A 23,984-nucleotide genomic window follows, 5' to 3' on the forward strand; every position below is an offset into this window, starting at 1 on the left:
TCCCCAGTTTCGGAAAATGACCCGTCGAAATATCCCGACACTCCGACTATTTTGACCAAAACTTACGTCACATCGACGAGGCGACCATGCAACCTGACGAAACCGACCAAAAACTGATGAATTTGCTGCGCGAGAACGCACGCAGACCGGTGGCCGAACTGGCCCGCCTGCTTGGGCTGGCACGCACCACTGTACAGGCCCGGATCGACAGGCTTGAAACCACAGGCGTCATTTCTGGTTACACACTGCGCGCCTCTCTTTCTGATCGCCCCCCACTACAGGCCACGGTCTTGATCTCAATCGAACCTCGCTCCGGCCCCGAAGTCCTCGCCCGGTTGCGCATCCTGCCCGGTGTCCAGGTGGTCCATACCACCTCGGGTCGGTTTGATCTGCTCGCCCAAGTGGTCGCGCAAACCACAACCGAGCTGGATGAAACCATCGATAGTATCGGCGAGGCGCGCGGCGTGAAGTCCTCTGAAAGCCTGATCCACCTGGCCACCAAGCTGGACCGCACCTGAACAACTGTTTCGTCCATTCTCACTGCCGTTGGTCCAGCGATGTCCTTCTCCCTTCCCCTTGGCGCGCCTATTGGGTAAGTGGGACACAACCAAGGATACCGACGCAGGACAAACGCAATGGCGATGGAAAAGACATTCAACGCGGCCGAAGCCGAAGACCGGCTGTACAAGGCCTGGGATGAAGCAGGCTGTTTCAAGGCAGGGGCAAATGCCAAGCCCGGCGCCTCTTCCTATTCGATCATGATCCCACCGCCCAACGTGACCGGCGTGCTGCACATGGGCCATGCGTTCAACAACACCCTGCAGGACATCCTGATCCGCTGGAAGCGCATGCAGGGGTTTGACACCTTGTGGCAGCCGGGCACTGACCACGCAGGCATCGCCACCCAGATGGTTGTCGAGCGTGAACTGGCCCGCACCCAACAGCCGTCGCGCGCAGAACTGGGCCGCGAAGAGTTCCTGAAAAAGATCTGGGAATGGAAAGAGAAATCCGGTGGCACTATTGTTGAGCAGCTGAAGCGCCTTGGTGCGTCGTGCGACTTTGACCGCACTGCATTCACCATGTCCGGCGCTCAGGGTGATACCCGCACAGGTCACGAAAACTCGCCCAACTTCCATGATGCCGTGATCAAGGTCTTTGTGGACATGTACAACAAGGGCCTGATCTATCGCGGCAAGCGGCTGGTTAACTGGGACCCGCACTTTGAAACCGCGATTTCTGATCTTGAGGTCGAAAACATCGAAGTTGCCGGCCACATGTGGCACTTCAAATACCCGCTGGCAGGTGGCGCAACCTACACCTACGTCGAAAAAGACGAGGACGGAAATGTCGTGCTCGAAGAAGAGCGCGATTACATTTCCATCGCCACCACCCGCCCGGAAACCATGCTGGGCGATGGCGCGGTTGCGGTACACCCGTCGGACGAGCGGTATGCGCCCATCGTAGGCATGCTCTGCGAAATTCCGGTTGGCCCCAAGGCGCAGCGCCGTCTGATCCCGATCATCACCGATGAGTACCCGGACAAAGACTTTGGCTCGGGCGCGGTGAAAATCACCGGCGCGCATGACTTCAACGACTATCAGGTTGCCAAGCGCGGCGGCATTCCGATGTACAACCTGATGGACACCAAGGCCAATATGCGCGCCGATGGTGCGCCTTATGTTGACGAGGCCGCCACCGCGCAGGCCATCGCCAATGGTGAGGCTGAGTTCACCGAGGCCTCCATCGCCGCGATGAATCTGGTGCCCGAGGAATACCGTGGCCTGGACCGGTTTGAGGCCCGCAAACGTGTGGTGGCCGACATCACCGCCGAAGGTCTGGCCGTGATGCAGACCGTCACCAAGACGGTCAAGGACGAGGACGGCAACGAGACCGAGGTTTCGGAAACCGTGCCTTATGTCGAGAACAAGCCGATCATGCAGCCCTTTGGCGATCGCTCCAAAGTGGTGATTGAGCCGATGCTAACCGACCAGTGGTTTGTTGAGACCGACAAAATCGTCGGCCCGGCGCTGGATGCGGTGAAGAATGGCGATGTAAAGATCCTGCCGGAAAGCGGTGAAAAGGTCTATTATCACTGGCTGGAAAATATCGAGCCCTGGTGCATCTCGCGCCAACTGTGGTGGGGCCACCAAATCCCGGTTTGGTATGGACCAGCGCTTACAGACGATGAAGAAGGAATCACTTACGGCAAAATGAAGGCATTCTGTGCTGCTTCTGTTGAAGAAGCCCTTGCCCTCGCTGGTAAGTACTACAATGGTACAGGATTTGAACCAGTTACAGATTCTGGTGAATATACCGATCAAGAAATTGCAGACGAATTCTTGGCAAACAAAAAGGTATTGCTAGACCGCGACCCCGACGTGCTGGACACATGGTTCTCCTCCGGCCTCTGGCCCATCGGCACCCTCGGCTGGCCCGAAGACACCGAAGAGCTGCAAAAATACTTCCCAACCTCGACCCTGGTCACCGGTCAGGACATCCTGTTCTTCTGGGTTGCGCGAATGATGATGATGCAAATGGCGGTTCTGTCGGACCGTCCAGTTGCGGAAAAAATCCCGTTCGACACAGTCTACCTGCATGGCCTTGTGCGCGATGCCAAGGGCAAGAAGATGTCGAAATCCACCGGCAACGTTGTTGACCCTCTGGAAATCATTGATGAATACGGCGCCGACGCGCTGCGGTTCACCAATGCGGCCATGGCCAGCCTTGGCGGTGTGCTCAAGCTCGACATGAAACGGATCGAGGGTTATCGCAACTTTGTCACCAAGATCTGGCAAGCGTCCTCTTACGGTGACAGCCAGATTGATGCCTTCAGTGCCGAGCGTGGGGCCGAGCCACCCAAAGCCACCCTGCCCCTGAACCGCTGGATCATTGGTGAAATCGCCAAACTGCGTGAAGAGGTGGATGGCGCGTTTGAGGCCTATCGCTTTAACGACGCCGCCAATGCGCTTTATTCCTTCTTCTGGAACAGCTTCTGTGCGCGCTATCTAGAATTCACCAAGCCGATCTTCTTTGCCGACGATCAACCCGCCAAGGACGAAACTCAGGCGGTGTATGCCTGGGCCGTGGATCAGGCGCTGATCCTGATGCACCCGATCATGCCATTTGTGACCGAGGAAATCTGGAACGTCACCCAGGGCCGTGGCTACGAGGCTGGCGACGCTTCGCAGATGTTGGCACATGGCACATGGCCAACCTACTCGGCAGCCGATCTGGTGGACGCTGATGCCGAGCGCGAGATGAACTGGGTGATCGCAGTAATCGACAACATCCGCTCAGCCCGTGCACAGCTAAACGTACCCGCCGGTGCCAAAGTTCCGATGCTGGTGACCGAGATTGACGCCGCTGGTCAGGCTTATTGGGATCGCAACGGCGAGCTGATCAAACGCTTTGCTCGCATTGAAAGCCTTGAGGCGGCCGACACCCTGCCCAAGGGCTGTATTTCCATCGGTGCCCCCGGCGCGTCCTTCGCGCTGCCACTGGCCGAGATCATTGATGTCGCAGCCGAAAAAGCCCGCCAGGAAAAGAACCTTGGCAAGTTGATGAAAGAGCTCGGTGGCCTGCGTGGCCGGTTGAAAAACCCCAAGTTTGCGGATTCGGCCCCAGCCGAAGTGGTCGCCGAAACCCGCGCTAACCTGGAGTTGCGCGAAGAGGAAGAAGCCAAGATCAAAGAGGCGCTGGCACGTCTGTCTGAAATCGGCTGATCCCACGCCGATTTGTTATTAAAACGCCCGCCCTTTGGTGGGCGTTTTTGCTTTTAGCTGCACCAAACCCGGTCCAGTCCTATCTGTGTAGGGTGTGTGCTTGCACGCACCACTCCTTGCCAATCGTAACAGGGGGAAAAATTGTTCCAGCATCTCATTGATATAAGAACAGTTTTACTCCAGCCTGCACTCCAGAATTAGGGAGAGACAGATGCCAAAGGGATATTGGGTTGCCCATGTCGATGTGGATGACATGGACCGCTATAAGGACTACGTCGCTGCAAATGCAGCGCCTTTTGCCGAATATGGTGCGAAATTTCTTGTCCGGGGTGGACACAAAGAAGTGCGTGAAGGCCAAACACGCGCCCGTACTGTGGTCATCGAATTCAAAGATTTTGCAACGGCCAAAGCCTGTTACGACTCTGTTTCCTACCAAGATGCCAAATCTCTGCGCGATCCGGTCTCAACTGGCGACATGGAGATCATTGAGGGTTATGATGGGTAACCCCATACTGACAAGATACTCGTTCCGGAGAGTTTCATGCCACTTTTGAAAAAACTATTTCAAGCCATTCGCCCGCAGGGCCAGACCAAACTACCTGATCCAGATGCCGAACTAGCCCTGGGAGCCCTGTTGGTGCGGGTGGCGCAATCGGATCGTGAATATCAGCTCGAAGAGATCAGCCTGATCGATCGCACCCTTGCGCGGCTCTACCAGCACAACGCAATCGAAGCCGCCAAAGTGCGGGCTACTTGCGAAAAGCTCCAGGCTGCAGCACCCGAAAGCGATACTTTTGGCCGCCTGATCCGTGAAACCACAGGAATTGACGAACGTTTGGCTGCAATGGACGCCCTTTGGGAAGTAGTGCTGGCCGATGGCCGCGAACACCCCGGCGAAGTCAGCATCATCGAAGAAATCCGCAGCGAAATGGGCCTGTCTTACGCCGACAGTCAAGCGGCCCGCACCAAGGCCAAGGCCAAACTCGCAACTCAGTCCGAGGAAAACTAATGTTCAAAGACCTCCTGAACAAACTACTACAGCCGGCCCCTTCAGCGCTGGATCCTCAGGATGCGCGCCTTGCGCTGACTGCGCTGCTGGTTCGCATTGCACGGTCAGATCATAACTATGCAGACGTCGAGCAGGACCGCATTGATCGCATTATTTCAGCCCGTTACGGTCTGGATATGGGCGAAGCGATCATTTTGCGCGAACAGGCCGAGGCAATGGAGGCCGAGGCCCCAGACACGGTTCGCTTTACCCGCGCCATCAAAGAGGCGGTCGCATACGAAGACCGTATCGGCGTGATCGAATCACTGTGGCAAGTGGTGCTGGCTGATGGCCACCGTGATGAAGGCGAAGATGCTATTTTGCGTCTGTCCGCCAACCTGCTAGGCGTTAGTGATGTGGACAGCGCCTTGGCCCGGCGCCGGATGGAGAAAGCCCAGTGATTGCTTATCTCGGAATGTATGACCGCCCTGAAACCGCAGCGGCAAACGATGCATTCTGGCAAGCAATCCGAACGGAGCTGGGGCAAGGCCCCGATCACCTGTCACGCGATGCAGATGTCTGGGACATCTGGAGATCACCCGATCTGCTGCTCGCCCAGACCTGCGGTATGCCCTATCGAACCCGGCTCTACAGTCATGTTCAGTTGGTCGGAACCCCCGACTACGGCCTGCCTGACTGCCCTCCGGGGCATTACAACAGCGTCATCCTCGCCCACAAAAACCGCGAAGGCGACTCTCTGGCCGCATTTGATGGCCAGCGCTTTGCCTATAACGAGGCGCTGTCCCAGTCAGGCTGGGCGGCCCCTGTGATGCACATGCGCGAGCAGCGGCTTATGCCTGGCGAACTTGTTGAAACCGGCAGCCACCAAAACTCAGCTCTTGCCGTTGCCGAAGGACGCGCCGATTTTGCCTCTTTGGACGCAGTAACCTGGGCAATGATTCAGCGTTACGATGATTTCTCATCAGAACTCACCGAGATCACGCGTACCAGTCCCACTCCGGCCCTCCCCTTTATCACGTCAATTGACAAGGATAGGCAGTCGCTGTTTGGGGCTCTAACCTCGGCAGTGGCAAACCTAACTGACAGTGATCGCGCAACTCTGCAGTTAACAGGCATGATGGAAATTCCCCCTGCGGAATATCTGGCAGTGCCAACACCTTTGGGACCCACCCTGATGGTTCGGCAGGGTCGAAGCGCTCTCAACTGACGAGGCATCTGGATCTTGGGATTTTGAAGTGCTTGCGTGCCCCAGAATCCTGATCACAAAACTGCCCTTTCCGACGACTTCGTACAGCCAAGTTTCAACCGGCAACTGCATCCTGAATAAAATCATAAATCGGACGGTGACTTATCGTGGTTTTCCAAACCAGCAGCCAAGAAGCCCCCACTTCCGTTCCGACGCATATTATGGTCAAATCGCCACCTAACTCGACGCATTACCCGTTTTGCACATTGCATTAGTGCCATTTTTAGGTCCAATACTGTCTTTAACTTCACAACAAGCGGATACTAAGACCCTTGACCGACGAAACACCTGTTCTGCAAATCCGCGATTTACACAAATCTTATGGTGAACTTGAGGTCATCAAAGGGGTCGATATAACTGCTAAACGCGGCGACGTTGTTTCCCTCATCGGCTCTTCGGGCTCGGGAAAATCTACTTTATTGCGTTGCTGCAATCTTTTGGAAGACAGCCAACAGGGCGAGATCCTGTTCAAAGGTGAGCCGATTTCCTGGGGTGGAAATGGGCTGAACCGCCGCCCGTCAGATGCAAAACAAATACTTCGCATCCGCACCAATCTCAGCATGGTGTTCCAACAGTTCAATCTGTGGGCGCATATGTCGATCCTGCAAAACGTAATGGAAGCCCCAGTGACCGTTCTTGGGCGCGACCGCGACGAAGCCGAAGCCTCAGCGCGCAAGTATTTGGAAAAAGTGGGTATTGGCGACAAATGCGACGTCTACCCCGCTCAGCTTTCTGGAGGCCAGCAGCAACGCGCAGCCATTGCCCGTGCCCTGTGCATGGAACCCGAAGCCCTGCTGTTTGACGAACCTACTTCGGCTTTGGACCCAGAGCTGGAACAGGAAGTGGTCAAAGTGATCAAGGACCTTGCAGCCGAAGGCCGCACCATGCTGATCGTGACCCACGACATGAAGCTTGCCGCTGATGTGTCTGACCATATTGTGTTCTTGCACAAAGGTCTGATCGAAGAAGAGGGCAGCCCGGACGAATTGTTCGGCAATACCCGATCCGAACGGTTGCGTGGCTTTTTGTCCGCCACACGTCACTGATAAGAACAATAATCAATAACCAACCTTAATGGGAGTAATCCAATGAAATCCTTGTTTTTGGGCACCGCCGCTCTGGCACTGACCGCCAGCTTTGCAATGGCCGACACTGTTCGCCTGGGCACCGAAGGCGCCTACCCTCCATACAACTTCCTGAACGATTCAGGCGAAGTTGACGGTTTTGAGCGCGAGTTGGGCGACGAGCTGTGCAAACGCGCTGGCCAGACTTGTGAGTGGGTCACCAACGACTGGGATTCGATCATCCCTAACCTGACCTCGGGCAACTACGATGCCATCATCGCTGGCATGTCGATCACTGCTGAGCGCGCTGAAGTTGTTGACTTCACCCAGGGCTACACTCAGCCGTCGCCATCTTCCTTCGCTGCAATGTCTGCTGACGTTGACCTGAAGACAGCGGTGATTGCAGCTCAGGCTTCGACCATCCAGTCGGCTCACGTTGCTGAATCAGGTGCGACTCTGGTTGAATTCCCAACACCGGATGAAACCATCGCTGCTGTTAAATCAGGCGAAGCGGACGCGGTTCTGTCTGACAAAGACTACCTGAACCCAATCGTTGCAGAAACCGATCTGATGCTGATCGAAGACATCCTGCTGGGTGGCGGCATCGGCATGGCGTTCCGCAAGTCCGATGCTGAACTGCGCGGTAAGTTCGACGCAGCGATCGCTTCGATGAAAGAAGACGGTTCGCTGAACGAGCTGCTGGCAAAATGGGAGATCGAGGGCCAATTCTGATCGCCCTGATCTAACATCAAGACCTGTGAGAGGGGGCTTTGCTCCCTCTCCTTACTATTCCCGTTGCGATCCTGAACGGCTCTAGAATTCGAGGCTCACCATCTTCTCCTATTGCTCTGATCCTGCCGTCCTTGAGGGCATCAAGTGGCTAAGCTGCTACCTGACCACAGGTAAGCACATGTCCTTCTATGTCTCGTTTGGGACAGTTTTGTTGCTCTTGGCCATCACGGCCCCCACCGCAATGGCCTTTGGCTTTGGTGGCGCCATGGCAGCTCGCGCACGGTTTGCTCCGCTTAGCTGGCTGGGCAAAGGATATATCGCCATCGTCCGTGGTGTACCTGACATCGCCTTCTTCATGTTCTTTGTCATTGCATTGGACCAGGGCATTGAATGGCTGCTGCACAAGGCAAAATGCCCAGACTGGGCTGAACCCATTCGCCAGGGCAGCGACTTTGTCGTCTGCGACATAGCCAAGATGCCATTGGGATCTTCTCCCCAGTGGATGCACGAGGTCTATGGCTTTTCCCTCGCGGTCATAACCTTTGCCATCGTTTTTGGCGCCTTTGCCGCCAATGTTTTATACGGGGCGATGCGCGCGGTTCCCCACGCCCAGATCGAAACCGCCGAAGCATATGGCATGACACATCGCCAAACGTTTTGGCGCATTCTGGTGCCGCAGATGTGGGTCTATGCCCTACCCGGCTTGTCGAACCTTTGGATGGTTCTGATTAAGGCCACGCCGCTGTTGTTCTTGTTGGGCGTCGAAGACATTGTTTATTGGGCCCGCGAAATGGGTGGATCTAAGACCGCCAAATTCACCGCCTATCCCCATGGTGACTGGCGCATGTGGTACTTCCTGGCGCTTCTGGTCTTCTATCTTGCCTTTACCAAAGTCTCCGAAGTTTTCCTGGAGAAACTAATGACACGACTTTCTCACGGGCAGGCCACCCTGGGTGGCGAAGCACAAAGGAAAGCGTCATGAGCTGCTTTCAGACTGTACAAGACTATGCATTCCGTTCGCTTGGCTACGGCGAACGTTTGCTGCCGCGCAGTGATTTCACCCTGTGTGAACAGTTCACCCTGATCGGTTCCGGCATGATCTGGAATGTTTACTTTGGTGTTCTGGCCGTCGTCACCGGGTTCTTTTTTGCAACTGCACTCGCCGTGGCCAAGAACTCTAGCCACGCCAGATACCGCAAACCGGCTGAATGGTTCATCTTCCTGTTCCGTGGTTCGCCACTGTTCATCCAGTTCTTCTTTGCCTACTTCCTGTTTCTTAGCCTCAAGGGTGTTTCACCGATCTTTGATCCGTTCACCTCAGCCTGGCTGGGTGCTTTGATCGTGCTGTTCCTGAACACCGCCGCCTATACTGGCGAGATCTTCTACGGCGCGCTTCAGTCGATCCCCAAGGGTGACGTAGAAGCTGCCGATGCCTACGGCCTGTCCGGCTGGCCCCGGTTCAAACGGATTGTCTGGCCCACCATGCTTCGCCTCGCCTGGCCTGCCTATACAAACGAGGCAATCTTCCTGTTCCATGCCACCACGCTGGTCTATTTCTCGGGCTTTCCGGCCTGGCGTCAAAAAGGCGATGCGCTGTACTATGCCAGCTACTTTGCGGATAAAACGTTCAACCCGTTTATCCCCTACCCGATCCTGGCGTTCTACTTCATCATGCTGACGCTGTTGATCATCTCGCTGTTTGGAATAGTGAACAAACGCCTGAACCGGCATTTGCCCCAGGCACGGCGAGCAAAAATCAAGTTCAAGCCAAATATCATGCGCTAATCACCGTATTGGTTTTCGTTCAAATGGCTCCTTCGGGAGCCATTTTTGTTTACGCAGCCCCTTCAACTGAAACTTTTGATCAAATTATCTTGGCGCGGGCAAAGTCCTGCGCTACACCTCTCTTAATCACTAAGGGAGCCCACTATGGATCTGTCTAGCCTCAGCACCATTCGCATTGCCGCTTGCGACCTGAACGGTCAGATGCGGGGCAAGCGCATGCCCTCCACAATGGCCGCAAAGTTCGACAAGGGTGGCGCACGCTTGCCGCTGTCCGCCCTGAACCTAGATCTCTGGGGCAGCGATATCGACGATAGCCCACTGGTGTTTGAATCCGGTGATGCAGATGGCGTTTTGCTGCCAACCGATCGCGGCCCTGTTGCCATGCCCTGGTTAGCCAATGCCTCAGCACTGGTGCCGATGACCCTGCACTATGATGATGGGAAACCATTCTTGGGTGACCCTCGCCATGCGCTTGAAACCGTATTGGAAAAATACTCCAACCGCGGCTGGACCGTCATTGCAGCCACCGAAATGGAATTCAACCTGGTTGATGCCAACGGTGACCAGCCCTGCCCTCCTAAGAACCCTGTGACAGGACGTGCGCTTGACAGCCACGCCACAATATCTCTGGCCGAATTAGATGCCTTTGATGACTTTTTCACCGACCTCTACAACGCGTGCGAGGCTATGGGCATCCCCGCCCAAACCGCCATTTCTGAAGGTGGCTTGGGCCAGTTCGAAATCAACCTGAACCACCAGGATGCCCTGCGTGCGGCGGATGATGCTTGGTTATTCAAAGCCATGGTCAAAGGCATCGCACGCAAGCATGGGCTGGCTGCAACGTTCATGGCCAAGCCTTATGCCGAGGAAGCCGGTAATGGAATGCACGTCCATTTCTCGGTGGTAGATAGCGATGGAAACAACGTCTTTGACGATGGCAGCGACACCGGGTCTGACCTGCTGAAACATGCCGTCGCCGGATGTCTCGCAGCTATGCCTGCCAGCACATTGATCTTTGCGCCGCATGGCAATTCCTACGAACGGTTGGTGCCAGGGGCCCATGCACCCACCAGCGCCGCCTGGGGCTATGAGAACCGCACAGCGGCTATTCGCATCCCCGGTGGCCCCCCTGTGTCGCGACGTATCGAACACCGGGTGGCCGGTGGCGACATCAACCCCTATTTGATGCTCGCAACTGTTCTAGGCGCAGCCCTTGTGGGTATCGAAGATCAAATGATGCCCCCGGCCCCGATCACGGGAAATGCGTATGAGATCGCAGATCTGCCACAGCTGGCAGACAGCTGGGGCGCCGCCATTGATACCTTTGAAACCGATCCGCTGATCGCGCGGATCCTGCCAGACATGACAATCCGCAATCTGGTGATGACCAAACGGCAAGAGATGCGCCTCTTTGCAGAGCGCCCTAAAGAGACGCACTGGTTGTCCTTGCTGGAAGCAGTCTGAGCCCCCTTGTCCGACCGTTCGGCCTCCGCTAGGCTGAATTTGATCAAATTTAGGTGACACATGAGAATCGGAATACTTCAAACCGGCCGCGCCCCTGATGCGCTGATCGAAACCTCGGGTGACTACGACCAGATGTTTCGCACCCTGCTGGATGGCCACGGATTTGAATTTGAGACTTACGCGGTGCTGGACGGGGTCTTTCCCGAAAGTGCTGACGCTGCCGACGGCTGGCTGATCACCGGATCCCGGTTTGGGGTCTACGAAGATCACGACTGGATCCCCCCGCTCGAAGAGCTGATCCGCGACATCCACGCCAAGGGGCTGCCCACGCTTGGTATCTGCTTCGGCCATCAGATCATCGCACAGGCTCTGGGCGGCAAGGTCGAGAAATACGAGGGTGGCTGGGCAATTGGCCGGGTTGAATACAATCAAGACGGTCGCTCTCTGTCGATGAACGCTTGGCATCAGGATCAGGTGACGCAACTGCCCAAGGACGCCCGCGTTCTGGCAGGTAACGACTTCTGTCCGAATGGCATCCTTGCCTACGGTGACACCATCTGGACCGTGCAGCCCCACCCCGAATTCAAATCTGACTTTGTCGGCGGCTTGATCGAAAAACGCGGTCGCGGTGTGGTGCCTGACCCAATTCTGGACAAGGCCCAGACCAAACTGGAAGTGCCTAACGACAGCGACGAAATCGCCAGTTTCATGGCGTCATTCTTGAAGAAAGAGAGGGCTTAATGTCCGATTGGAAATCCACCCTGCCCGAAGCTGCCAAGGCCTATCTGGATGGCCGTCGCCTGGACGAAGTTGAATGCATCGTCTCTGACCTGCCCGGCATCGCCCGCGGCAAAGCGGTTCCTGCCTCTAAGTTCGCCCGGCAAGACTATTTTCACCTGCCCGACAGCGTGTTCTACCAGACCATCACTGGTGGTTGGGGTGAGGCCGCAGGCGAAGATGGCTTCATCGAAAAGGACATGGTGCTGCGCCCGGACATGAGCACAGCCACAGCTGCGCCCTGGACCGGCGATTGGACTCTTCAGGTGATCCATGACGCTTTTAACAGCGCTGGCGAGCCAATCCCATTTTCACCCCGCAATGTGCTGAAACGAGTGGTTGATCTCTATACGGCCAAAGGCTGGAAGCCTGTTGTGGCGCCGGAAATGGAATTCTATCTGGTGGCCCGCAACACCGACCCGCTACAAGAAATCAAACCAATGATGGGCCGCTCGGGCCGCCCCGCCGCCGCCCGTCAGGCCTATTCGATGACGGCCGTGGATGAGTTTGGCCCGGTGATCGACGACATCTATGACTTTGCCGAGGCGCAGGGGTTCGAAATTGATGGCATCACCCAGGAAGGCGGCGCCGGTCAGCTGGAAATCAACCTGGTCCACGGCGATCCGATCAAACTTGCCGACGAAGTGTTCTACTTCAAACGCCTGATTCGCGAGGCCGCTCTGCGCCACGACTGCTATGCCACCTTCATGGCTAAGCCGATCGCCAACGAACCTGGCTCCTCCATGCATGTGCACCACTCGATCATCGATACAGCTACGGGTGATAACATTTTCTCCGGCCCGAATGGCGAGGAAACCGACGCCTTTCATCACTTCATTGGAGGTCTGCAAACCCACCTACCCGCAGCAATCGCTGTGCTGGCACCCTATGTGAACTCCTACCGTCGCTACGTCAAAGACCAAGCTGCGCCGATCAATCTGAGTTGGGCCAAAGACAACCGGACCACAGGTATTCGTGTGCCGCTGTCTGGTCCCTCGGCCCGTCGTGTTGAAAACCGTCTGGCAGGCATGGATTGCAATCCATACCTTGGCATTGCAGCCTCGCTGGCCTGCGGATATCTTGGCATGACCGAACACCGCAGCCCAAGTGCCGAGTTCAAAGGCGACGCCTATGCCGCCGACGAAGACATCCCTCAGGTCATGGGTGAGGCGCTGGAGCTTTTCGACAGTGCAGAGGCGCTTCATAAGGTGCTGGGTGAAGATTTTGCCCGTGTCTATTCCATCGTGAAGCGTGCCGAGTATGACGAGTTCCTGCAGGTCATCTCACCTTGGGAACGCGAACATCTGCTGCTGAATGTCTGAGGCAGATTCGCAACCGCTGGCCAGGTTCGGCGGTTGCGAATTGAGTATTTGAAGCAAAAAGAAACATCTGGAGCCTGACCAACGGGTCGGGCCCGACCACACGGGGGCACACTATGGGTTTGAACCTGCTGCACAGCAATGATCGCAAGGGCCAGTATCCCAATAGCTGGTATGCCGCGACAGCAAATACGCTAAAGCCTTTTGCCCCCTTAAACGGCGACGCGCGCGCCGATGTCTGTATCATTGGTGGTGGCTACACCGGCCTTTCGGCCGCGCTGCATCTGGCTGAGGCCGGATTGAGCGTGGTCCTGCTCGAAGCCCATCGCGTTGGCTTTGGAGCTTCTGGTCGTAATGGAGGCCAACTAGGCAGTGGTCAACGTCTGGACCAAGATGGTCTTGAGGCATTGATGGGAGATCCAGAGGCTGCAAAACTGTGGCAGCTGGGCGAAGATGCCAAGGATCTGGTCAAGGATCTGATCAAGCGCCACGACATTGATTGCGACCTGAAACCCGGCGTCGCCTGGACCGGCTCCAGCAAGAGCGACGTGGCGCATCTACATGAATACGGCGCGCATCTGCAGGACCGTTATGGCTATGACGAGCTTGAAATACTGGACAAGCAGTCCTGTCATGAGATGTGCCCCTCGCCCGATTATCAGGGCGGTTTTTTGGATATGGGCGCAGCGCATCTGCATCCGCTGAACTATGCACTTGGGCTGGCAAAGGCAGCGGCGGCCGCAGGCGCCGCTCTTCATGAGCAAAGCGAAGTTCTTCAGTTAGAGCCGGGCGCGCAGGTCAAAGTCAACACCGGCGCAGGCAGCGTCACCGCCGATCACCTGGTCCTGGCCTGCAACGGCTACCTTGGCGGATTGAATGGTCAAGTGGCCGCAAAGGTCATGCCGATCAACAACTTCATCGCCGCAACCGAACCACTGGGAGATGACGCCGCCAAGGTTCTAACTCGTGATGTTGCGGTGGCCGACAGCAAGTTTGTCGTCAATTACTTCCGACTCAGCGCTGACAAACGGCTGCTGTTTGGTGGCGGCGAAAGCTATGGCTACAAGTTCCCAAGCAACATCGACGCCGTTGTACGCAAACCCATGAGCCAGATTTTCCCACACCTGCGTGACGTAAAGGTGGATTATACTTGGGGCGGCACACTTGGCATTACCATGAAGCGAATGCCCTATCTGGCCCGTCTTGGCCCAAATGTGTTGTCGGCTTCGGGCTATTCCGGGCATGGCGTTGGAACGGCCACCCATGCGGGCCAGCTGATGGCTTTGGCGATCCAAGGGCAAAGCGAAGGATTCGACGCCATGTCACGCGTTCCGGCCCCCTCCTTCCCCGGCGGGCCAGGCATGCGCTCACCGCTCTTGGTCTTGGCCATGACATGGTACGCCATGCGCGACCGCCTGGGCCTGTAAACTCGTTATCCTTGCAACAGATCAGTAGTTTCTTGCCAAATCTTCGGCGTGAAGTACGGATTCCTCTTGGCACGCCCCGCCCTTTGTTTTACCTTTTCCAAAGGTTAAATTCAGGAATTTGAAATATGCGGACCCTCCCCAACGTACATCAAGCCGAATCCATCCCTGCAGCAGCGCGCGAAGCCATTGATGCATTGATGTTATCCGGTGACTTGTTCCGCTATACCGCGCCACAAGACGCCCCAGTTGCGCTGCTCGAACAGGAGTTTGCCGAGCTGTTGGGATGCAAATATGCCCTGGCTGTATCCTCCTGTTCCGCCGCTTTGTTCCTGTCGCTCAAAGCCCTCGATTTGCCCCGCGACTCCCGCGTTATGATCCCCGGCTTTACCTTTGCTGCGGTGCCCTCATCGGTGGTACATGCCGAATGTGTGCCCGTTCTGTGTGAAGTCGGCGACAATTACCGGATCAATCTGGCCGACTTCGAGGCCAAGCTGGATCAGGATATCAAGGCTGTGATCATCAGCCATATGCGCGGTCACACCTCGGACATGGATGCCATCATGGCGCTTTGTGATGCCCGGGATATCCCGGTGGTCGAAGACGCAGCGCATTCGCTGGGAACAACCTGGAATGATCGCAACATCGGCACCATTGGCCGTATCGGCTGCTTCTCGTTCCAGTCGTATAAGATGATCAACGCTGGCGAAGGAGGGATCCTGATCACCGACGACGCCGAACTCGTCGCCCGTGCTGTAGTCATGTCGGGCGCCTACGAACACAATTGGCAAAAGCACAAGGGCCCCCGTGGCGACAACTCCGACGATCTGGCGCAGGCTTTTGTCAAATGGCAGAACCAGCTGCCCCTGTATAACTTGCGGCTAAGCAACCTGTCGGCTGCGGTCATCCGCCCGCAACTTCCCGAGCTGATGCGCCGGGTACGGGACGGGCGCGCCAACCATGACTACGTCGCCGAACGCTTGAACAGTTCCCCTGTTCTGCACGTCCCCACCGCGTTGCCACCAGAACAACGCGCCCCGGACTCCATCCAGTTCAATCTGGTTGATATGTCTGCCCAAGAGATCAAGTCTTTTGCCACAGCAACCGAAGCGCGCGGCCTCAAGGTGCAGATTTTTGGTCTGTCCGACGATAATGCACGCGCCTTCTGGAATTGGCAGTTCATCAAAGACTTGCCAGAACTGCCACAAACCCGCGCAATGCTGATGAAGGCCTGCGATGTGCGCCTTCCAGTCAGGCTGACACGTGATGAGCTGGATGTCATCGCCGATGTTCTGCTCGAATCCGCCGCCGAAGTAAAAGGCCGGGCCGCAGCCTAACACAACAAAACCCCGGAGTTTTCCGGGGTTTTGTTTAAGGCCACCTGTCAGCCTGTGTAGAGTGCGTGCTTGCGCGCACCACCAGCGCGGGGGCTATTTCAGTTTTGAAAGCTTGTCCTGCAGTTCTGCCAATTGCTTTTTGATATCATCCAGGTCTTCGCCGCTATCGCTCTCAGGCTTGGAACTTTCACGAGATCCTCCAGCCCAACCATTTCCCATTGCGCCTGCCATACCGCCAGTCATGGCCTTCAAGAACGCCTCTTGCTGAGCTTTAAGCGCTTCAAAGCCGGGTATTTGCGCCATTGGGTTCATCGCCGTCATCGTTTCGGCCATCTGCGATTGACTGTCGCGCAACATTTCAAACGAGCTTTGCAGGAACTGCGGCATCATCCCACCACCCGGCACCATATAACTACGTACCAGATCGTTCAGCACATCCACCGGCAGCACATTCTCTCCCCGGCTTTCGTGTTCTGCAATGATTTGCAGCAGGTATTGCCGGGTCAGGTCATCACCCGACTTCAGATCAATAATCTGAACCTCGCGCCCCGCACGAATAAAGCCAGCGATATCTTCCAGTGTGACATAGTCGCTGGTCTCGGTGTTATACAGTCGACGACTGGCATACCGCTTGATCAGCAAGGGTTTTTCCTGTTCCGCCATGTCGATACTCCCGGCATATGATGCATTGCAGCAAAGCCTATGCGAGCGCAGCACAAAAAGAAAGCACTGTAGGTCCCGCTAAACAAATTGTTCCGGTCCTTTAACGACACCGGCGACTTTTTCTTCTTGACCTAAAGTGGGCTTGAGCTTTTAGAGAGTTACCCCAGAGAACAACACATGGGGCAACACATGAAAATTCTTATCTTGGGCGGAACTGGCTCGATAGGCACAGCCGTTACACAGGAATTGGTCCAACATGGGCACGACGTAATCGGCCTTAGCCGCTCAACAAGGTCAGACGACAAGCTGAAACAATTGGGGGCAACGCCCCACCGCGGTGATCTGCGGCACCCAGAAGTCTGGGCCAAGCTGGTGACCGAAATTGACGGTTTGATCCAATTGGCAACCACGTTTGACGACGACATGGCCCAGGTCGATAGCCATGCGATGGATGCGATACTGCGACAGGCCGCACGACGGCACACACCTTTGCGGCTGCTCTATACCGGCGGTTGCTGGCTCTACGGAGAAACCGGCAACCGGGTTGCCTGCGAAACCCGGCCTCTGCGCCCCATTTCCTCTTTTGCCTGGATGACGGAAAATGGTGACACCTTGTTTGATGCGCCACAAATCTCACCCGCAATTCTCCACCCTGCTATGGTTTACCACCAAGAAGGCGGTGTGTTCACACGCTTTATCCAACAGGCACAAGCCGGTGACCCGATCGAGGTTTGGGGCAGTATCACTACCCGCTGGCCACTGGTGCATCGCGATGATCTGGCCGTGGCCTATCGCTTGCTGATGGAAAACACTGACCTGACCGGTAGCTTCAATGTCGCAGCACAACATGGGATTTCAGTGTCTGACATCATCTCCGAAATCACCCAGCGCCATAGCCATCAAGAAGGATACCTGGTGAGAAACCTGAAACACGTGGTTGCCAAGCACGGGGATTGGGCCGAGGGGCCGACATTAGACCAACAGATGAGCGCCGATAAAATTCGCAGCGCCTGTGGTTGGCAGCCTCGCCATACCCAATTTCAGAACGCCCAGTTCTAAGCACCCGAAACGACAAAGGGCAGGTCTTTCGACCTGCCCGTCAACACAAGAACACCTAGAGGGAGGAGCAGGTGTCGCTTGTGGACTATCTTATTTCTTTGCAGCTTTTTTGGCTGCCGAAGTCACATCATCAGTGGCCTTCTTAACTGCAGTCGCTGTCTCTTCGCTGATTTCTTTGCCAGCAGCCATCATCAGCTCAACAGTGTCCATCTGGACCTTCTTGGCGATTTCGGCAAAAGCAGCCATGTTTTCAGCAGCAACTTCAGCCGAGGCACTGGCGAAATCAGTGACAGCTTTGGCGTAGTCAGCCGGATCAGCCTGAGCTTTGGACATACCGCCCAGCTTGGCCAGAGTTTCTTTGGTCCACTTGCTGGAAACTTCAGCGGATTTCTCAGCCGCGTCCAGAGCAACGTTCGACAGCTTTTCGTTCAAAGCGGCAGTGTTCTTAACTGCGTCTTCCATAGCAGTGGTGTCCACAGGAAATGCACCCATCATGTCTTTCATGACGGCGGTAAAGTCTTGGTTCAAAGCCATAGTTCCAAATCCTCATCATGCCGCCGTCGGGACCATCCCGGCTGCTTGGCATAGTGAGAATATGCTTTCTGCAACGCAGCATTTCAAGATATTTCTTGCTGCACTGCAGAATATTTTCAACTTTCCAGCATTTTCAGCGCCTTGCGCTTAGCTTTACATAGGTACCAGGGGCCGGTGACAGCGGTGGATGCTCAGAATCACCCGGTTGTCGCGCCTCGACCTGCTTGCCCGACCGCTTTTTCAGCCAGGCCTGCCAACGCGGCCACCACGAGCCGTCGTTGAACTTGGCCCCTTGCAACCAACCGTCTGCATCCTGCTTCAGATCATCATTGGTATAGTGGCCATATTTCTTTTTGCTTGGCGGATTGACGATGCCAGCGATATGGCCGGATTCAGACACAATAAAACTCTTGCTACGCGAGCCCATCTGCTGAACGCCGCGATAACAGTCTTTCCAGGCGGCAATATGATCCGTCTCGCAGGTGATGGCCATCAAGGGCACATCCACCTCACTCAGACGCAGGGTGTGGCCCATCAGCTCAAACCCGTCACCGGCAAACTCATTTCGCTGACATAGGCCCCGCAGATATTGCACCGCCATCTTGGCTGGCAGGTTGGCCCCATCTCCGTTCCAGTACAGCAGATCAAACGCAGGTGGAGTCTGCCCCATCATGTAGCTGCGAATAGCTGGGGCATAGATCAAGTCGTTGGACCGCAGGAACGAGAAGGTGCGCGCCATGATGTAGGACCGCAACATACCAACCTCGTTCACCTCTTCCTCGATCCCGTCGATAAAGTCGTTTTGCAGGAAAGGTGTGAACTCCCCCTGCTCAGCAAAATCCGTCAACGCTGTAAAGAAAGTGGCCGACTTCACCGATTTATCGCCACGTTGTTTCAGTAACGATAGGGTCAGGCTCAGCGTGGTGCCAGCGATACAATAGCCCACAGCGTTCACCTGCTTAACCTTGCAGATCTCCTTGGCCTTCTCAATCACAGTCAGGAACCCATCCTGAATGTAGTCCTCCATGCCGACCTCGGCATAGCTTTCGTCCGGGTTGATCCAAGACACCACAAACAAGGTGTACCCCTGCTCGACCACCCATTTGATCAGGCTGTTCTGCGCCTTCAGGTCCAGAATGTAGAACTTATTGATCCAGGGCGGGAACAGCACAATCGGCGTATCAAACACAGTGTCAGTCTTGGGGCTGTACTGGATCAGCTCCATCATCCGGTTGCGATAGACAACTTCACCCTCACTGGTGGCAATATTCTCCCCCAGTTCAAAGGCCCTTTCGTCCGCCAGTTTAACCACTAACTCGCCGTTATTGGCCTCCAGATCCTCAACCAGGTTTTCCAGCCCATCAATCAGCGATTGCCCTTCGGTCTCAACCGCCTTTTCCAGTGCATCCGGGTTGGTCGCCAAAAAGTTGGTCGGTGCCATCATGTCAACGATCTGATCGGCGAAATAGCTGAGCCGCTGTTTGTCAGTGCCTTCCAGATCACCAACCTCGGCTACCGATTGTCGGATGGCTTCGGCGTTGGTTTGGTACTGTTGCTTGACGAAACTAAAATAAGGGTTGTTCTGCCACAAAGGGTTGGAAAACCGCCGGTCGGTCGAGGCAGGCCGCGCCCCTTTGTCAGATGCCTCATTTGTGAGCATCTGTTGCGCCTCAGCAAAATTCATCACCGATTTGCCCCAGAATTCAACCTGTTGTTCGAGCAGTTTGGCCGGATTTTGCACGACCCCGGCCCAATATGCCGTTGCTGCGCGCGCAAAGAGATCCTGATTCGGACCATCCAATGCCTCGTTATGCGACTTTTTATTAGCCATAACGTCAAGCAACCGCTTAGAAAGCTGCTCGACATGATTCATATTTTTCTGAAGTCTTTCAATATGTTCCGGATCGCAAATGGAACCAAAATCGTCACTAGTTGTCATTTTAAGGAATTCCCCTTAATTTTCTGCTATGCAGAATAACGTCGTCCCCATGTTAGGGCAAAGCGACCAAAAGTCCGATGGGTAGATATTGCTCCACCATAAAAATCGGACAAAATCTGAGGGACTCGAGCATGCGCTATATGATGACATACGACTTGATGGAAACCGCCCGCAACACCAACCAGTGGCTGGGCGCAACCGCAAGAGCGATGGCATCCTACCCGATGTTCTCTGCGATACCCAATCCCGCGCTGAACTGGATGGCCGCCTGGGGTGAAGTCACCGAGCGTACCTTCCAGCGTATGGCCGTGAAACCCGACTGGGGCATCCGCACCTTTACCTGCGAAGATGGTAAAGACCATTTGGTTGAGATTGACACCGTGATCGAGCGCCCCTTTGGCGATCTGATCCATTTCAAGGTTTCGGGCCGCGAGGAACAACCCCGCAAAGTTCTGCTGGTGGCGCCAATGTCCGGCCACTACGCCACTCTGCTGCGCTCTACCGTCAAAAGCCTGCTGGTCAATTGCGAAGTCTATATCACCGACTGGCACAATGCCCGCGACATTCCGGTCTCGGCTGGTAAATTCGACATCGAAGACTACAGCCTGTACCTCGTCGATTTCATGCGCGAAATGGGTCCTGACACCCATGTTGTCGCCGTGTGCCAACCCGTTCCACTAGCCCTGGCGGCCACCGCCTATCTGGCCGAACTTGACCCAGCTGCACAACCAAGTTCCCTGACCCTGATCGGCGGCCCAGTCGATCCCGACGCCGCCCCAACCGAGGTCACCGACTTTGGCGCCCGTGTAACTATGGGCCAACTCGAAGAAACCATGATCCAGCAAGTTGGTTTCAAATATCCCGGCGTTGGCCGCATGGTATATCCCGGCCTGCTGCAGCTTTCTTCGTTCATCTCCATGAATGGCGAGCGCCACACCAAGGCCTTTACCGACCAGATCCAGCGCGCCGCGCAGGGGGAAAGCTCGGACCACGACAGCCACAACCGCTTCTATGACGAATACTTGGCGGTGATGGACATGACGGCTGAGTTTTACTTGTCGACAGTCGAACGTATCTTCAAGACCCGCGAGATTGCCCGCAACGATTTTACCATCGACGGCCACAAGGTTGATTTCAGCAAAATCACCGATGTTGCAGTCAAAACCGTCGAAGGTGCCAATGATGACATCTCGGCCCCCGGCCAGTGTATCGCGGCACTTGACCTATGCACCGGCCTGGATGACAGCCGCAAGGCCAGCCATGTCGAGCCCGGCGCGGGCCACTACGGCATTTTTGCAGGCCGCAGCTGGCGCAACAACATCCGCCCATTGGTCATTGACTTCATGGATGCCAACAGCCGCAGCGCCAAGCCCAAGGCAAAAGCCAAGACCAAGCGCAAACCGGCCAACAAAAACGCGGCGGCCTGATCATGGCCGCAAGTGAACAGAGTTTTGCCTGCAACTGCGGTGAGTTTCAGGGCCATGTCTCGGCCCATGGCGTCAAATCCGGCACCCGCGTGGTCTGCTATTGCCCTGACTGCCGCGCCAACGAGCTGTATCATGGCCAACCTGACCCAGCCCCAGAGCCGGTAGACCTGTTCCAACTGTCGCCTGATACCATCACTATAACCAAGGGCACCGAACACTTGGCGCTGATGCGCTTCAGCCCCAAAGGCACCCTGCGCTGGTATGCGGGCTGCTGCGGCACGCCGTTTGCCAATACCCTGGCCAAACCCACCCTGCCCTTTGCAGGCCTGTGCGCCAATATGTTCGCAGACAAGGCTGCTTTGGGTAAGATCAAGGCCAAAGCCTTTATCCCCCAACATGGCAAGCCCGCCAAAACCAAGGGCGCTGCGGGCATGGCGCTTGGCATCATCAGCCGCATGGCCACCAGCCGCATGTCAGGCCGCTGGCGCGAAACGCCGTTCTTTGATGTGGAAACCGGCAAACCGGTGGCCGAGGCAACGATCCCTTCCAAGGAAGAACGGGCCAAATATTACTAAGCCTTCGCACCCTATCAGCCAATACTCGATGTCACCGAGTTGTGAGTTGCGTCAATTCGCAACCTCCATATCCTCCCGGCCATGAAACATCATTATACCGGTAAATGCCTTTGTGGATTAGTCACCTACGAGGCGAATTGCGAGCCGATCATCGTCGCTCAATGTCACTGTGAAGAATGTCGCAGACTAAGTGGCACAGGCCATACGATTGGCGCCATGTTCCCCATGGATAAAGTCATCTTGCATGGCGAAATGAGCAATTATGCCTATCAATCAAGCAAGGGCTCTGAAGTTACCAAAGCCTCCTGCACAAATTGCAACAGCCCAATCTTTGGCACAAACTCGCGAACACCAGATCATTTAACACTCTCACTTGGCACGATGGACGATGCCAGTGAACTGAATATCCAGGTTGTGATTTTTGAGCGTGACAAGCAGCACTGGGATCAACTTGAGCAGAACGTCATGGCCTTTGCAACGCAACCGGATTGGAAACCCGACACATAACCGCTTCCCTAGCCCGCCAACTAATCAAACAACGCCCGGTTCACCACATCCAGTTGCGCTGGCCTTGGCAAATGCAAACACGACATTTCTCGATTCAAATTCAGACTGGTCCAGTTGAAACCAATTTTGGCAGAAACCGATCGTGCCGTGGGGGCCGATTTAAGCCCCTGAAACAAGTTTTAGGCCACTGGCAGGTCTCATCTAGACCAAATCTTGTTATCCGTTGATCAGCATCAGGATTGAAACAATCGGAGGACAGAAAATTATAGCCACATTCAGCAGAATGAACCCCAGCTCGGGTTCAGCCTTCCGTATTTTGGCGATGTTGGTTGGATCCGACCCAACTTTGGATTTTTCCCGTGTTCTCTTCATACTAGTACCCAACTCACCACTCGTTAAAACGCATTCGCTTCCTAGTTCAGACTGATTACCCACATGCTGTCTCACCAAACGCACACATGAGGGCTGTCCAACTTTAAATATTAATTAACCTGTATGAACGAGGCGTTCGACTTGTCAAAAGTCCACCACCGCGCCTCATTAGATTCGAAACCTACCTAAAAGGTCAGCGGCCTAACCAACGCCCTAACCTTTGTCGTGCTCTTCTCTTACTGGCGCTTTGCAATTCGGCCTCAGGCACGACTACACCGCCAACCAATCCTTCAGCACCCGATTCACCACATCCGGCCGCTCTAACGTAGGCAAATGCCCGGCAGCCGTGATCACTTCCAACGTCGCTGTGGGGATCAGTTCCGCTAAAAATTCATGCCTCTTTACTGGTGTCAGCTGGTCATACTCACCACAGAGGATCAGCGTTGGCACGGCGCATTTTCTCAGCGTCCCCTGCTGGTCCCGCCGCCGCTGCAAGGCCCGTGTCTGATTCACAAACAGCGCCTGCCCCAACTCGATCCCCATCTGCTGCACATAATTGAGGATCTCAATACGCTGCGGCCCAGGCGCCAGGTATTCAGGCAGCATTGATTTGCGCAGCACATCTTCCAACCGCCCCGTACGGGCGTTGATGATCAGTGGCTCGCGGGTTGCAGCCTGGGCGGGTGTATCGGCTAGCGGACTAGTACTGATCAGGCAGAGTTTGCTAACCCGTTCCGGGGCACGCCGTAGGATCTCCATCGCCACGATACCGCCCATCGACAGCCCCGCCAAAACAAATCTCTGAGGCAACTGACGTAGCAGGTGGACGGCGATGTCTTCGATCCGCTCGCCTCCGATCAATGGGGCAACGGTTACAGGCACATGTGCGGACAAGGCCATAATTTGCGGTTGGAAGATCCGTGCGTCACACATCATTCCTGGCAGCAGCACCAAAGGATCCTGCGAAATCTGCCCAACCTGTTCCATCTTACCCGCCCCAAGGTCGTTTCTGCGCGCAGCTTAACACTG

The 23,984-nt window shown here is 55.5% G+C and carries 24 protein-coding genes; 19 read left to right on the forward strand and 5 right to left on the reverse strand.

What is annotated here, in order from left to right:
* Positions 1-86: 86 nt before the first annotated feature.
* From AC2T28_RS09635 to AC2T28_RS09705, 15 genes are all read left to right on the forward strand, one after another.
* Positions 87-518, forward strand: coding sequence for an Lrp/AsnC family transcriptional regulator (locus tag AC2T28_RS09635; protein WP_486748757.1), 432 nt, complete (start codon positions 87-89; stop codon positions 516-518).
* Between the two features lie 117 nt (positions 519-635).
* Entirely contained in the window at positions 636-3,722 is a 3,087-nt protein-coding gene (locus AC2T28_RS09640; RefSeq protein WP_486748758.1) for a valine--tRNA ligase, read from the forward strand.
* A 211-nt stretch (positions 3,723-3,933) separates the two neighbouring features.
* Positions 3,934-4,227, forward strand: a complete 294-nt coding sequence (locus tag AC2T28_RS09645) for a DUF1330 domain-containing protein (protein ID WP_486748759.1) — start codon at positions 3,934-3,936, stop codon at positions 4,225-4,227.
* Positions 4,228-4,263: 36 nt separating this feature from the next.
* A complete protein-coding gene (locus AC2T28_RS09650; protein WP_486748760.1) occupies positions 4,264-4,731 on the forward strand; it encodes a tellurite resistance TerB family protein in 468 nt (155 codons plus the stop codon).
* Positions 4,731-5,171 carry a tellurite resistance TerB family protein gene (locus AC2T28_RS09655; RefSeq protein WP_486748761.1) on the forward strand — a complete coding sequence of 147 codons (441 nt, stop codon included), beginning with the start codon at positions 4,731-4,733 and terminating at the stop codon, positions 5,169-5,171. Before AC2T28_RS09650 ends, AC2T28_RS09655 begins: the two co-directional genes overlap by 1 nt.
* Complete coding sequence (locus AC2T28_RS09660) at positions 5,168-5,938, forward strand: phosphate/phosphite/phosphonate ABC transporter substrate-binding protein (protein WP_486748762.1); 771 nt, start codon at positions 5,168-5,170, stop codon at positions 5,936-5,938. Before AC2T28_RS09655 ends, AC2T28_RS09660 begins: the two co-directional genes overlap by 4 nt.
* 311 nt (positions 5,939-6,249) lie before the next feature.
* Positions 6,250-7,023 (forward strand): ABC transporter ATP-binding protein, encoded by a 774-nt coding sequence (locus AC2T28_RS09665; RefSeq protein WP_486748763.1) that lies wholly within the window; start codon positions 6,250-6,252, stop codon positions 7,021-7,023.
* Between the two features lie 42 nt (positions 7,024-7,065).
* A complete protein-coding gene (locus AC2T28_RS09670; protein ID WP_486748764.1) occupies positions 7,066-7,773 on the forward strand; it encodes a transporter substrate-binding domain-containing protein in 708 nt (235 codons plus the stop codon).
* 100 nt (positions 7,774-7,873) lie between these two features.
* Positions 7,874-8,755 carry an ABC transporter permease gene (locus tag AC2T28_RS09675; protein WP_486748964.1) on the forward strand — a complete coding sequence of 294 codons (882 nt, stop codon included), beginning with the start codon at positions 7,874-7,876 and terminating at the stop codon, positions 8,753-8,755.
* The gene (locus AC2T28_RS09680; RefSeq protein WP_486748765.1) at positions 8,752-9,558 is read left to right on the forward strand and encodes an ABC transporter permease; all 807 of its coding nucleotides are present in this window, start codon (positions 8,752-8,754) and stop codon (positions 9,556-9,558) included. Before AC2T28_RS09675 ends, AC2T28_RS09680 begins: the two co-directional genes overlap by 4 nt.
* Before the next feature lie 144 nt (positions 9,559-9,702).
* On the forward strand, positions 9,703-11,022 hold the full coding sequence (locus AC2T28_RS09685; protein WP_486748766.1) for a glutamine synthetase family protein: 1,320 nt from the start codon (positions 9,703-9,705) through the stop codon (positions 11,020-11,022).
* A 60-nt stretch (positions 11,023-11,082) separates the two neighbouring features.
* On the forward strand, positions 11,083-11,763 hold the full coding sequence (locus AC2T28_RS09690) for a type 1 glutamine amidotransferase (RefSeq protein ID WP_486748767.1): 681 nt from the start codon (positions 11,083-11,085) through the stop codon (positions 11,761-11,763).
* Positions 11,763-13,121, forward strand: coding sequence for a glutamine synthetase family protein (locus AC2T28_RS09695; protein WP_486748768.1), 1,359 nt, complete (start codon positions 11,763-11,765; stop codon positions 13,119-13,121). Before AC2T28_RS09690 ends, AC2T28_RS09695 begins: the two co-directional genes overlap by 1 nt.
* A 113-nt stretch (positions 13,122-13,234) precedes the next feature.
* Entirely contained in the window at positions 13,235-14,545 is a 1,311-nt protein-coding gene (locus AC2T28_RS09700) for an NAD(P)/FAD-dependent oxidoreductase (RefSeq protein WP_486748769.1), read from the forward strand.
* Between the two features lie 125 nt (positions 14,546-14,670).
* Positions 14,671-15,879 (forward strand): DegT/DnrJ/EryC1/StrS family aminotransferase, encoded by a 1,209-nt coding sequence (locus AC2T28_RS09705; RefSeq protein ID WP_486748770.1) that lies wholly within the window; start codon positions 14,671-14,673, stop codon positions 15,877-15,879.
* A 93-nt stretch (positions 15,880-15,972) separates the two neighbouring features.
* On the opposite strand, the gene phaR is transcribed toward AC2T28_RS09705, so the two are convergent.
* Entirely contained in the window at positions 15,973-16,542 is a 570-nt protein-coding gene (gene phaR / locus AC2T28_RS09710) for a polyhydroxyalkanoate synthesis repressor PhaR (protein ID WP_486748771.1), read from the reverse strand.
* Positions 16,543-16,731: 189 nt separating this feature from the next.
* On the opposite strand from phaR, the gene AC2T28_RS09715 reads away from it, so the two are divergent.
* The gene (locus AC2T28_RS09715) at positions 16,732-17,601 is read left to right on the forward strand and encodes an NAD-dependent epimerase/dehydratase family protein (protein WP_486748772.1); all 870 of its coding nucleotides are present in this window, start codon (positions 16,732-16,734) and stop codon (positions 17,599-17,601) included.
* Between the two features lie 90 nt (positions 17,602-17,691).
* Here AC2T28_RS09715 and AC2T28_RS09720 read toward each other — a convergent pair whose 3' ends face one another.
* Together AC2T28_RS09720 and AC2T28_RS09725 are read right to left on the reverse strand one after the other, a co-directional pair.
* Entirely contained in the window at positions 17,692-18,135 is a 444-nt protein-coding gene (locus tag AC2T28_RS09720) for a phasin, PhaP (RefSeq protein WP_486748773.1), read from the reverse strand.
* Between the two features lie 133 nt (positions 18,136-18,268).
* Positions 18,269-20,074 (reverse strand): PHA/PHB synthase family protein, encoded by a 1,806-nt coding sequence (locus AC2T28_RS09725; RefSeq protein WP_486748774.1) that lies wholly within the window; start codon positions 20,072-20,074, stop codon positions 18,269-18,271.
* A 131-nt stretch (positions 20,075-20,205) separates the two neighbouring features.
* Here AC2T28_RS09725 and phaZ point away from each other — a divergent pair, with 131 nt between their 5' ends.
* The 3 genes from phaZ (at position 20,206) to AC2T28_RS09740 (ending at position 22,583) form a co-directional block, all read left to right on the forward strand.
* Complete coding sequence (gene phaZ / locus AC2T28_RS09730; protein ID WP_486748775.1) at positions 20,206-21,501, forward strand: polyhydroxyalkanoate depolymerase; 1,296 nt, start codon at positions 20,206-20,208, stop codon at positions 21,499-21,501.
* A 2-nt stretch (positions 21,502-21,503) separates the two neighbouring features.
* A complete protein-coding gene (locus tag AC2T28_RS09735; RefSeq protein WP_486748776.1) occupies positions 21,504-22,076 on the forward strand; it encodes a DUF6151 family protein in 573 nt (190 codons plus the stop codon).
* Positions 22,077-22,157: 81 nt separating this feature from the next.
* Positions 22,158-22,583, forward strand: coding sequence for a GFA family protein (locus AC2T28_RS09740; protein WP_486748777.1), 426 nt, complete (start codon positions 22,158-22,160; stop codon positions 22,581-22,583).
* Between the two features lie 216 nt (positions 22,584-22,799).
* Here the strand turns inward: AC2T28_RS09740 and AC2T28_RS09745 are convergent, their stop codons facing one another.
* Both AC2T28_RS09745 and AC2T28_RS09750 read right to left on the reverse strand, forming a co-directional pair.
* The gene (locus tag AC2T28_RS09745) at positions 22,800-22,955 is read right to left on the reverse strand and encodes a hypothetical protein (protein WP_486748778.1); all 156 of its coding nucleotides are present in this window, start codon (positions 22,953-22,955) and stop codon (positions 22,800-22,802) included.
* A gap of 270 nt (positions 22,956-23,225) precedes the next feature.
* Positions 23,226-23,942 carry an alpha/beta fold hydrolase gene (locus tag AC2T28_RS09750; RefSeq protein ID WP_486748779.1) on the reverse strand — a complete coding sequence of 239 codons (717 nt, stop codon included), beginning with the start codon at positions 23,940-23,942 and terminating at the stop codon, positions 23,226-23,228.
* Positions 23,943-23,984: the final 42 nt, after the last annotated feature.

The sequence above is a fragment of the Parasedimentitalea nitratireducens genome (genome assembly GCF_057444295.1).

What these genes read in the sequence shown, in the direction of transcription:
- AC2T28_RS09635 (WP_486748757.1), top strand. Translation starts at nt 87, where the DNA reads ATGCAACCTGACGAAACCGACCAAAAACTGATGAATTTGCTGCGCGAG.
- AC2T28_RS09640 (WP_486748758.1), top strand. Translation starts at nt 636, where the DNA reads ATGGCGATGGAAAAGACATTCAACGCGGCCGAAGCCGAAGACCGGCTG.
- AC2T28_RS09645 (WP_486748759.1), top strand. Translation starts at nt 3,934, where the DNA reads ATGCCAAAGGGATATTGGGTTGCCCATGTCGATGTGGATGACATGGAC.
- AC2T28_RS09650 (WP_486748760.1), top strand. Translation starts at nt 4,264, where the DNA reads ATGCCACTTTTGAAAAAACTATTTCAAGCCATTCGCCCGCAGGGCCAG.
- AC2T28_RS09655 (WP_486748761.1), top strand. Translation starts at nt 4,731, where the DNA reads ATGTTCAAAGACCTCCTGAACAAACTACTACAGCCGGCCCCTTCAGCG.
- AC2T28_RS09670 (WP_486748764.1), top strand. Translation starts at nt 7,066, where the DNA reads ATGAAATCCTTGTTTTTGGGCACCGCCGCTCTGGCACTGACCGCCAGC.
- AC2T28_RS09680 (WP_486748765.1), top strand. Translation starts at nt 8,752, where the DNA reads ATGAGCTGCTTTCAGACTGTACAAGACTATGCATTCCGTTCGCTTGGC.
- AC2T28_RS09685 (WP_486748766.1), top strand. Translation starts at nt 9,703, where the DNA reads ATGGATCTGTCTAGCCTCAGCACCATTCGCATTGCCGCTTGCGACCTG.
- AC2T28_RS09690 (WP_486748767.1), top strand. Translation starts at nt 11,083, where the DNA reads ATGAGAATCGGAATACTTCAAACCGGCCGCGCCCCTGATGCGCTGATC.
- AC2T28_RS09695 (WP_486748768.1), top strand. Translation starts at nt 11,763, where the DNA reads ATGTCCGATTGGAAATCCACCCTGCCCGAAGCTGCCAAGGCCTATCTG.
- AC2T28_RS09700 (WP_486748769.1), top strand. Translation starts at nt 13,235, where the DNA reads ATGGGTTTGAACCTGCTGCACAGCAATGATCGCAAGGGCCAGTATCCC.
- AC2T28_RS09705 (WP_486748770.1), top strand. Translation starts at nt 14,671, where the DNA reads ATGCGGACCCTCCCCAACGTACATCAAGCCGAATCCATCCCTGCAGCA.
- phaR (WP_486748771.1), bottom strand. Translation starts at nt 16,542, where the DNA reads ATGGCGGAACAGGAAAAACCCTTGCTGATCAAGCGGTATGCCAGTCGT.
- AC2T28_RS09715 (WP_486748772.1), top strand. Translation starts at nt 16,732, where the DNA reads ATGAAAATTCTTATCTTGGGCGGAACTGGCTCGATAGGCACAGCCGTT.
- AC2T28_RS09720 (WP_486748773.1), bottom strand. Translation starts at nt 18,135, where the DNA reads ATGGCTTTGAACCAAGACTTTACCGCCGTCATGAAAGACATGATGGGT.
- AC2T28_RS09725 (WP_486748774.1), bottom strand. Translation starts at nt 20,074, where the DNA reads ATGACAACTAGTGACGATTTTGGTTCCATTTGCGATCCGGAACATATT.
- phaZ (WP_486748775.1), top strand. Translation starts at nt 20,206, where the DNA reads ATGCGCTATATGATGACATACGACTTGATGGAAACCGCCCGCAACACC.
- AC2T28_RS09735 (WP_486748776.1), top strand. Translation starts at nt 21,504, where the DNA reads ATGGCCGCAAGTGAACAGAGTTTTGCCTGCAACTGCGGTGAGTTTCAG.
- AC2T28_RS09740 (WP_486748777.1), top strand. Translation starts at nt 22,158, where the DNA reads ATGAAACATCATTATACCGGTAAATGCCTTTGTGGATTAGTCACCTAC.
- AC2T28_RS09745 (WP_486748778.1), bottom strand. Translation starts at nt 22,955, where the DNA reads ATGAAGAGAACACGGGAAAAATCCAAAGTTGGGTCGGATCCAACCAAC.
- AC2T28_RS09750 (WP_486748779.1), bottom strand. Translation starts at nt 23,942, where the DNA reads ATGGAACAGGTTGGGCAGATTTCGCAGGATCCTTTGGTGCTGCTGCCA.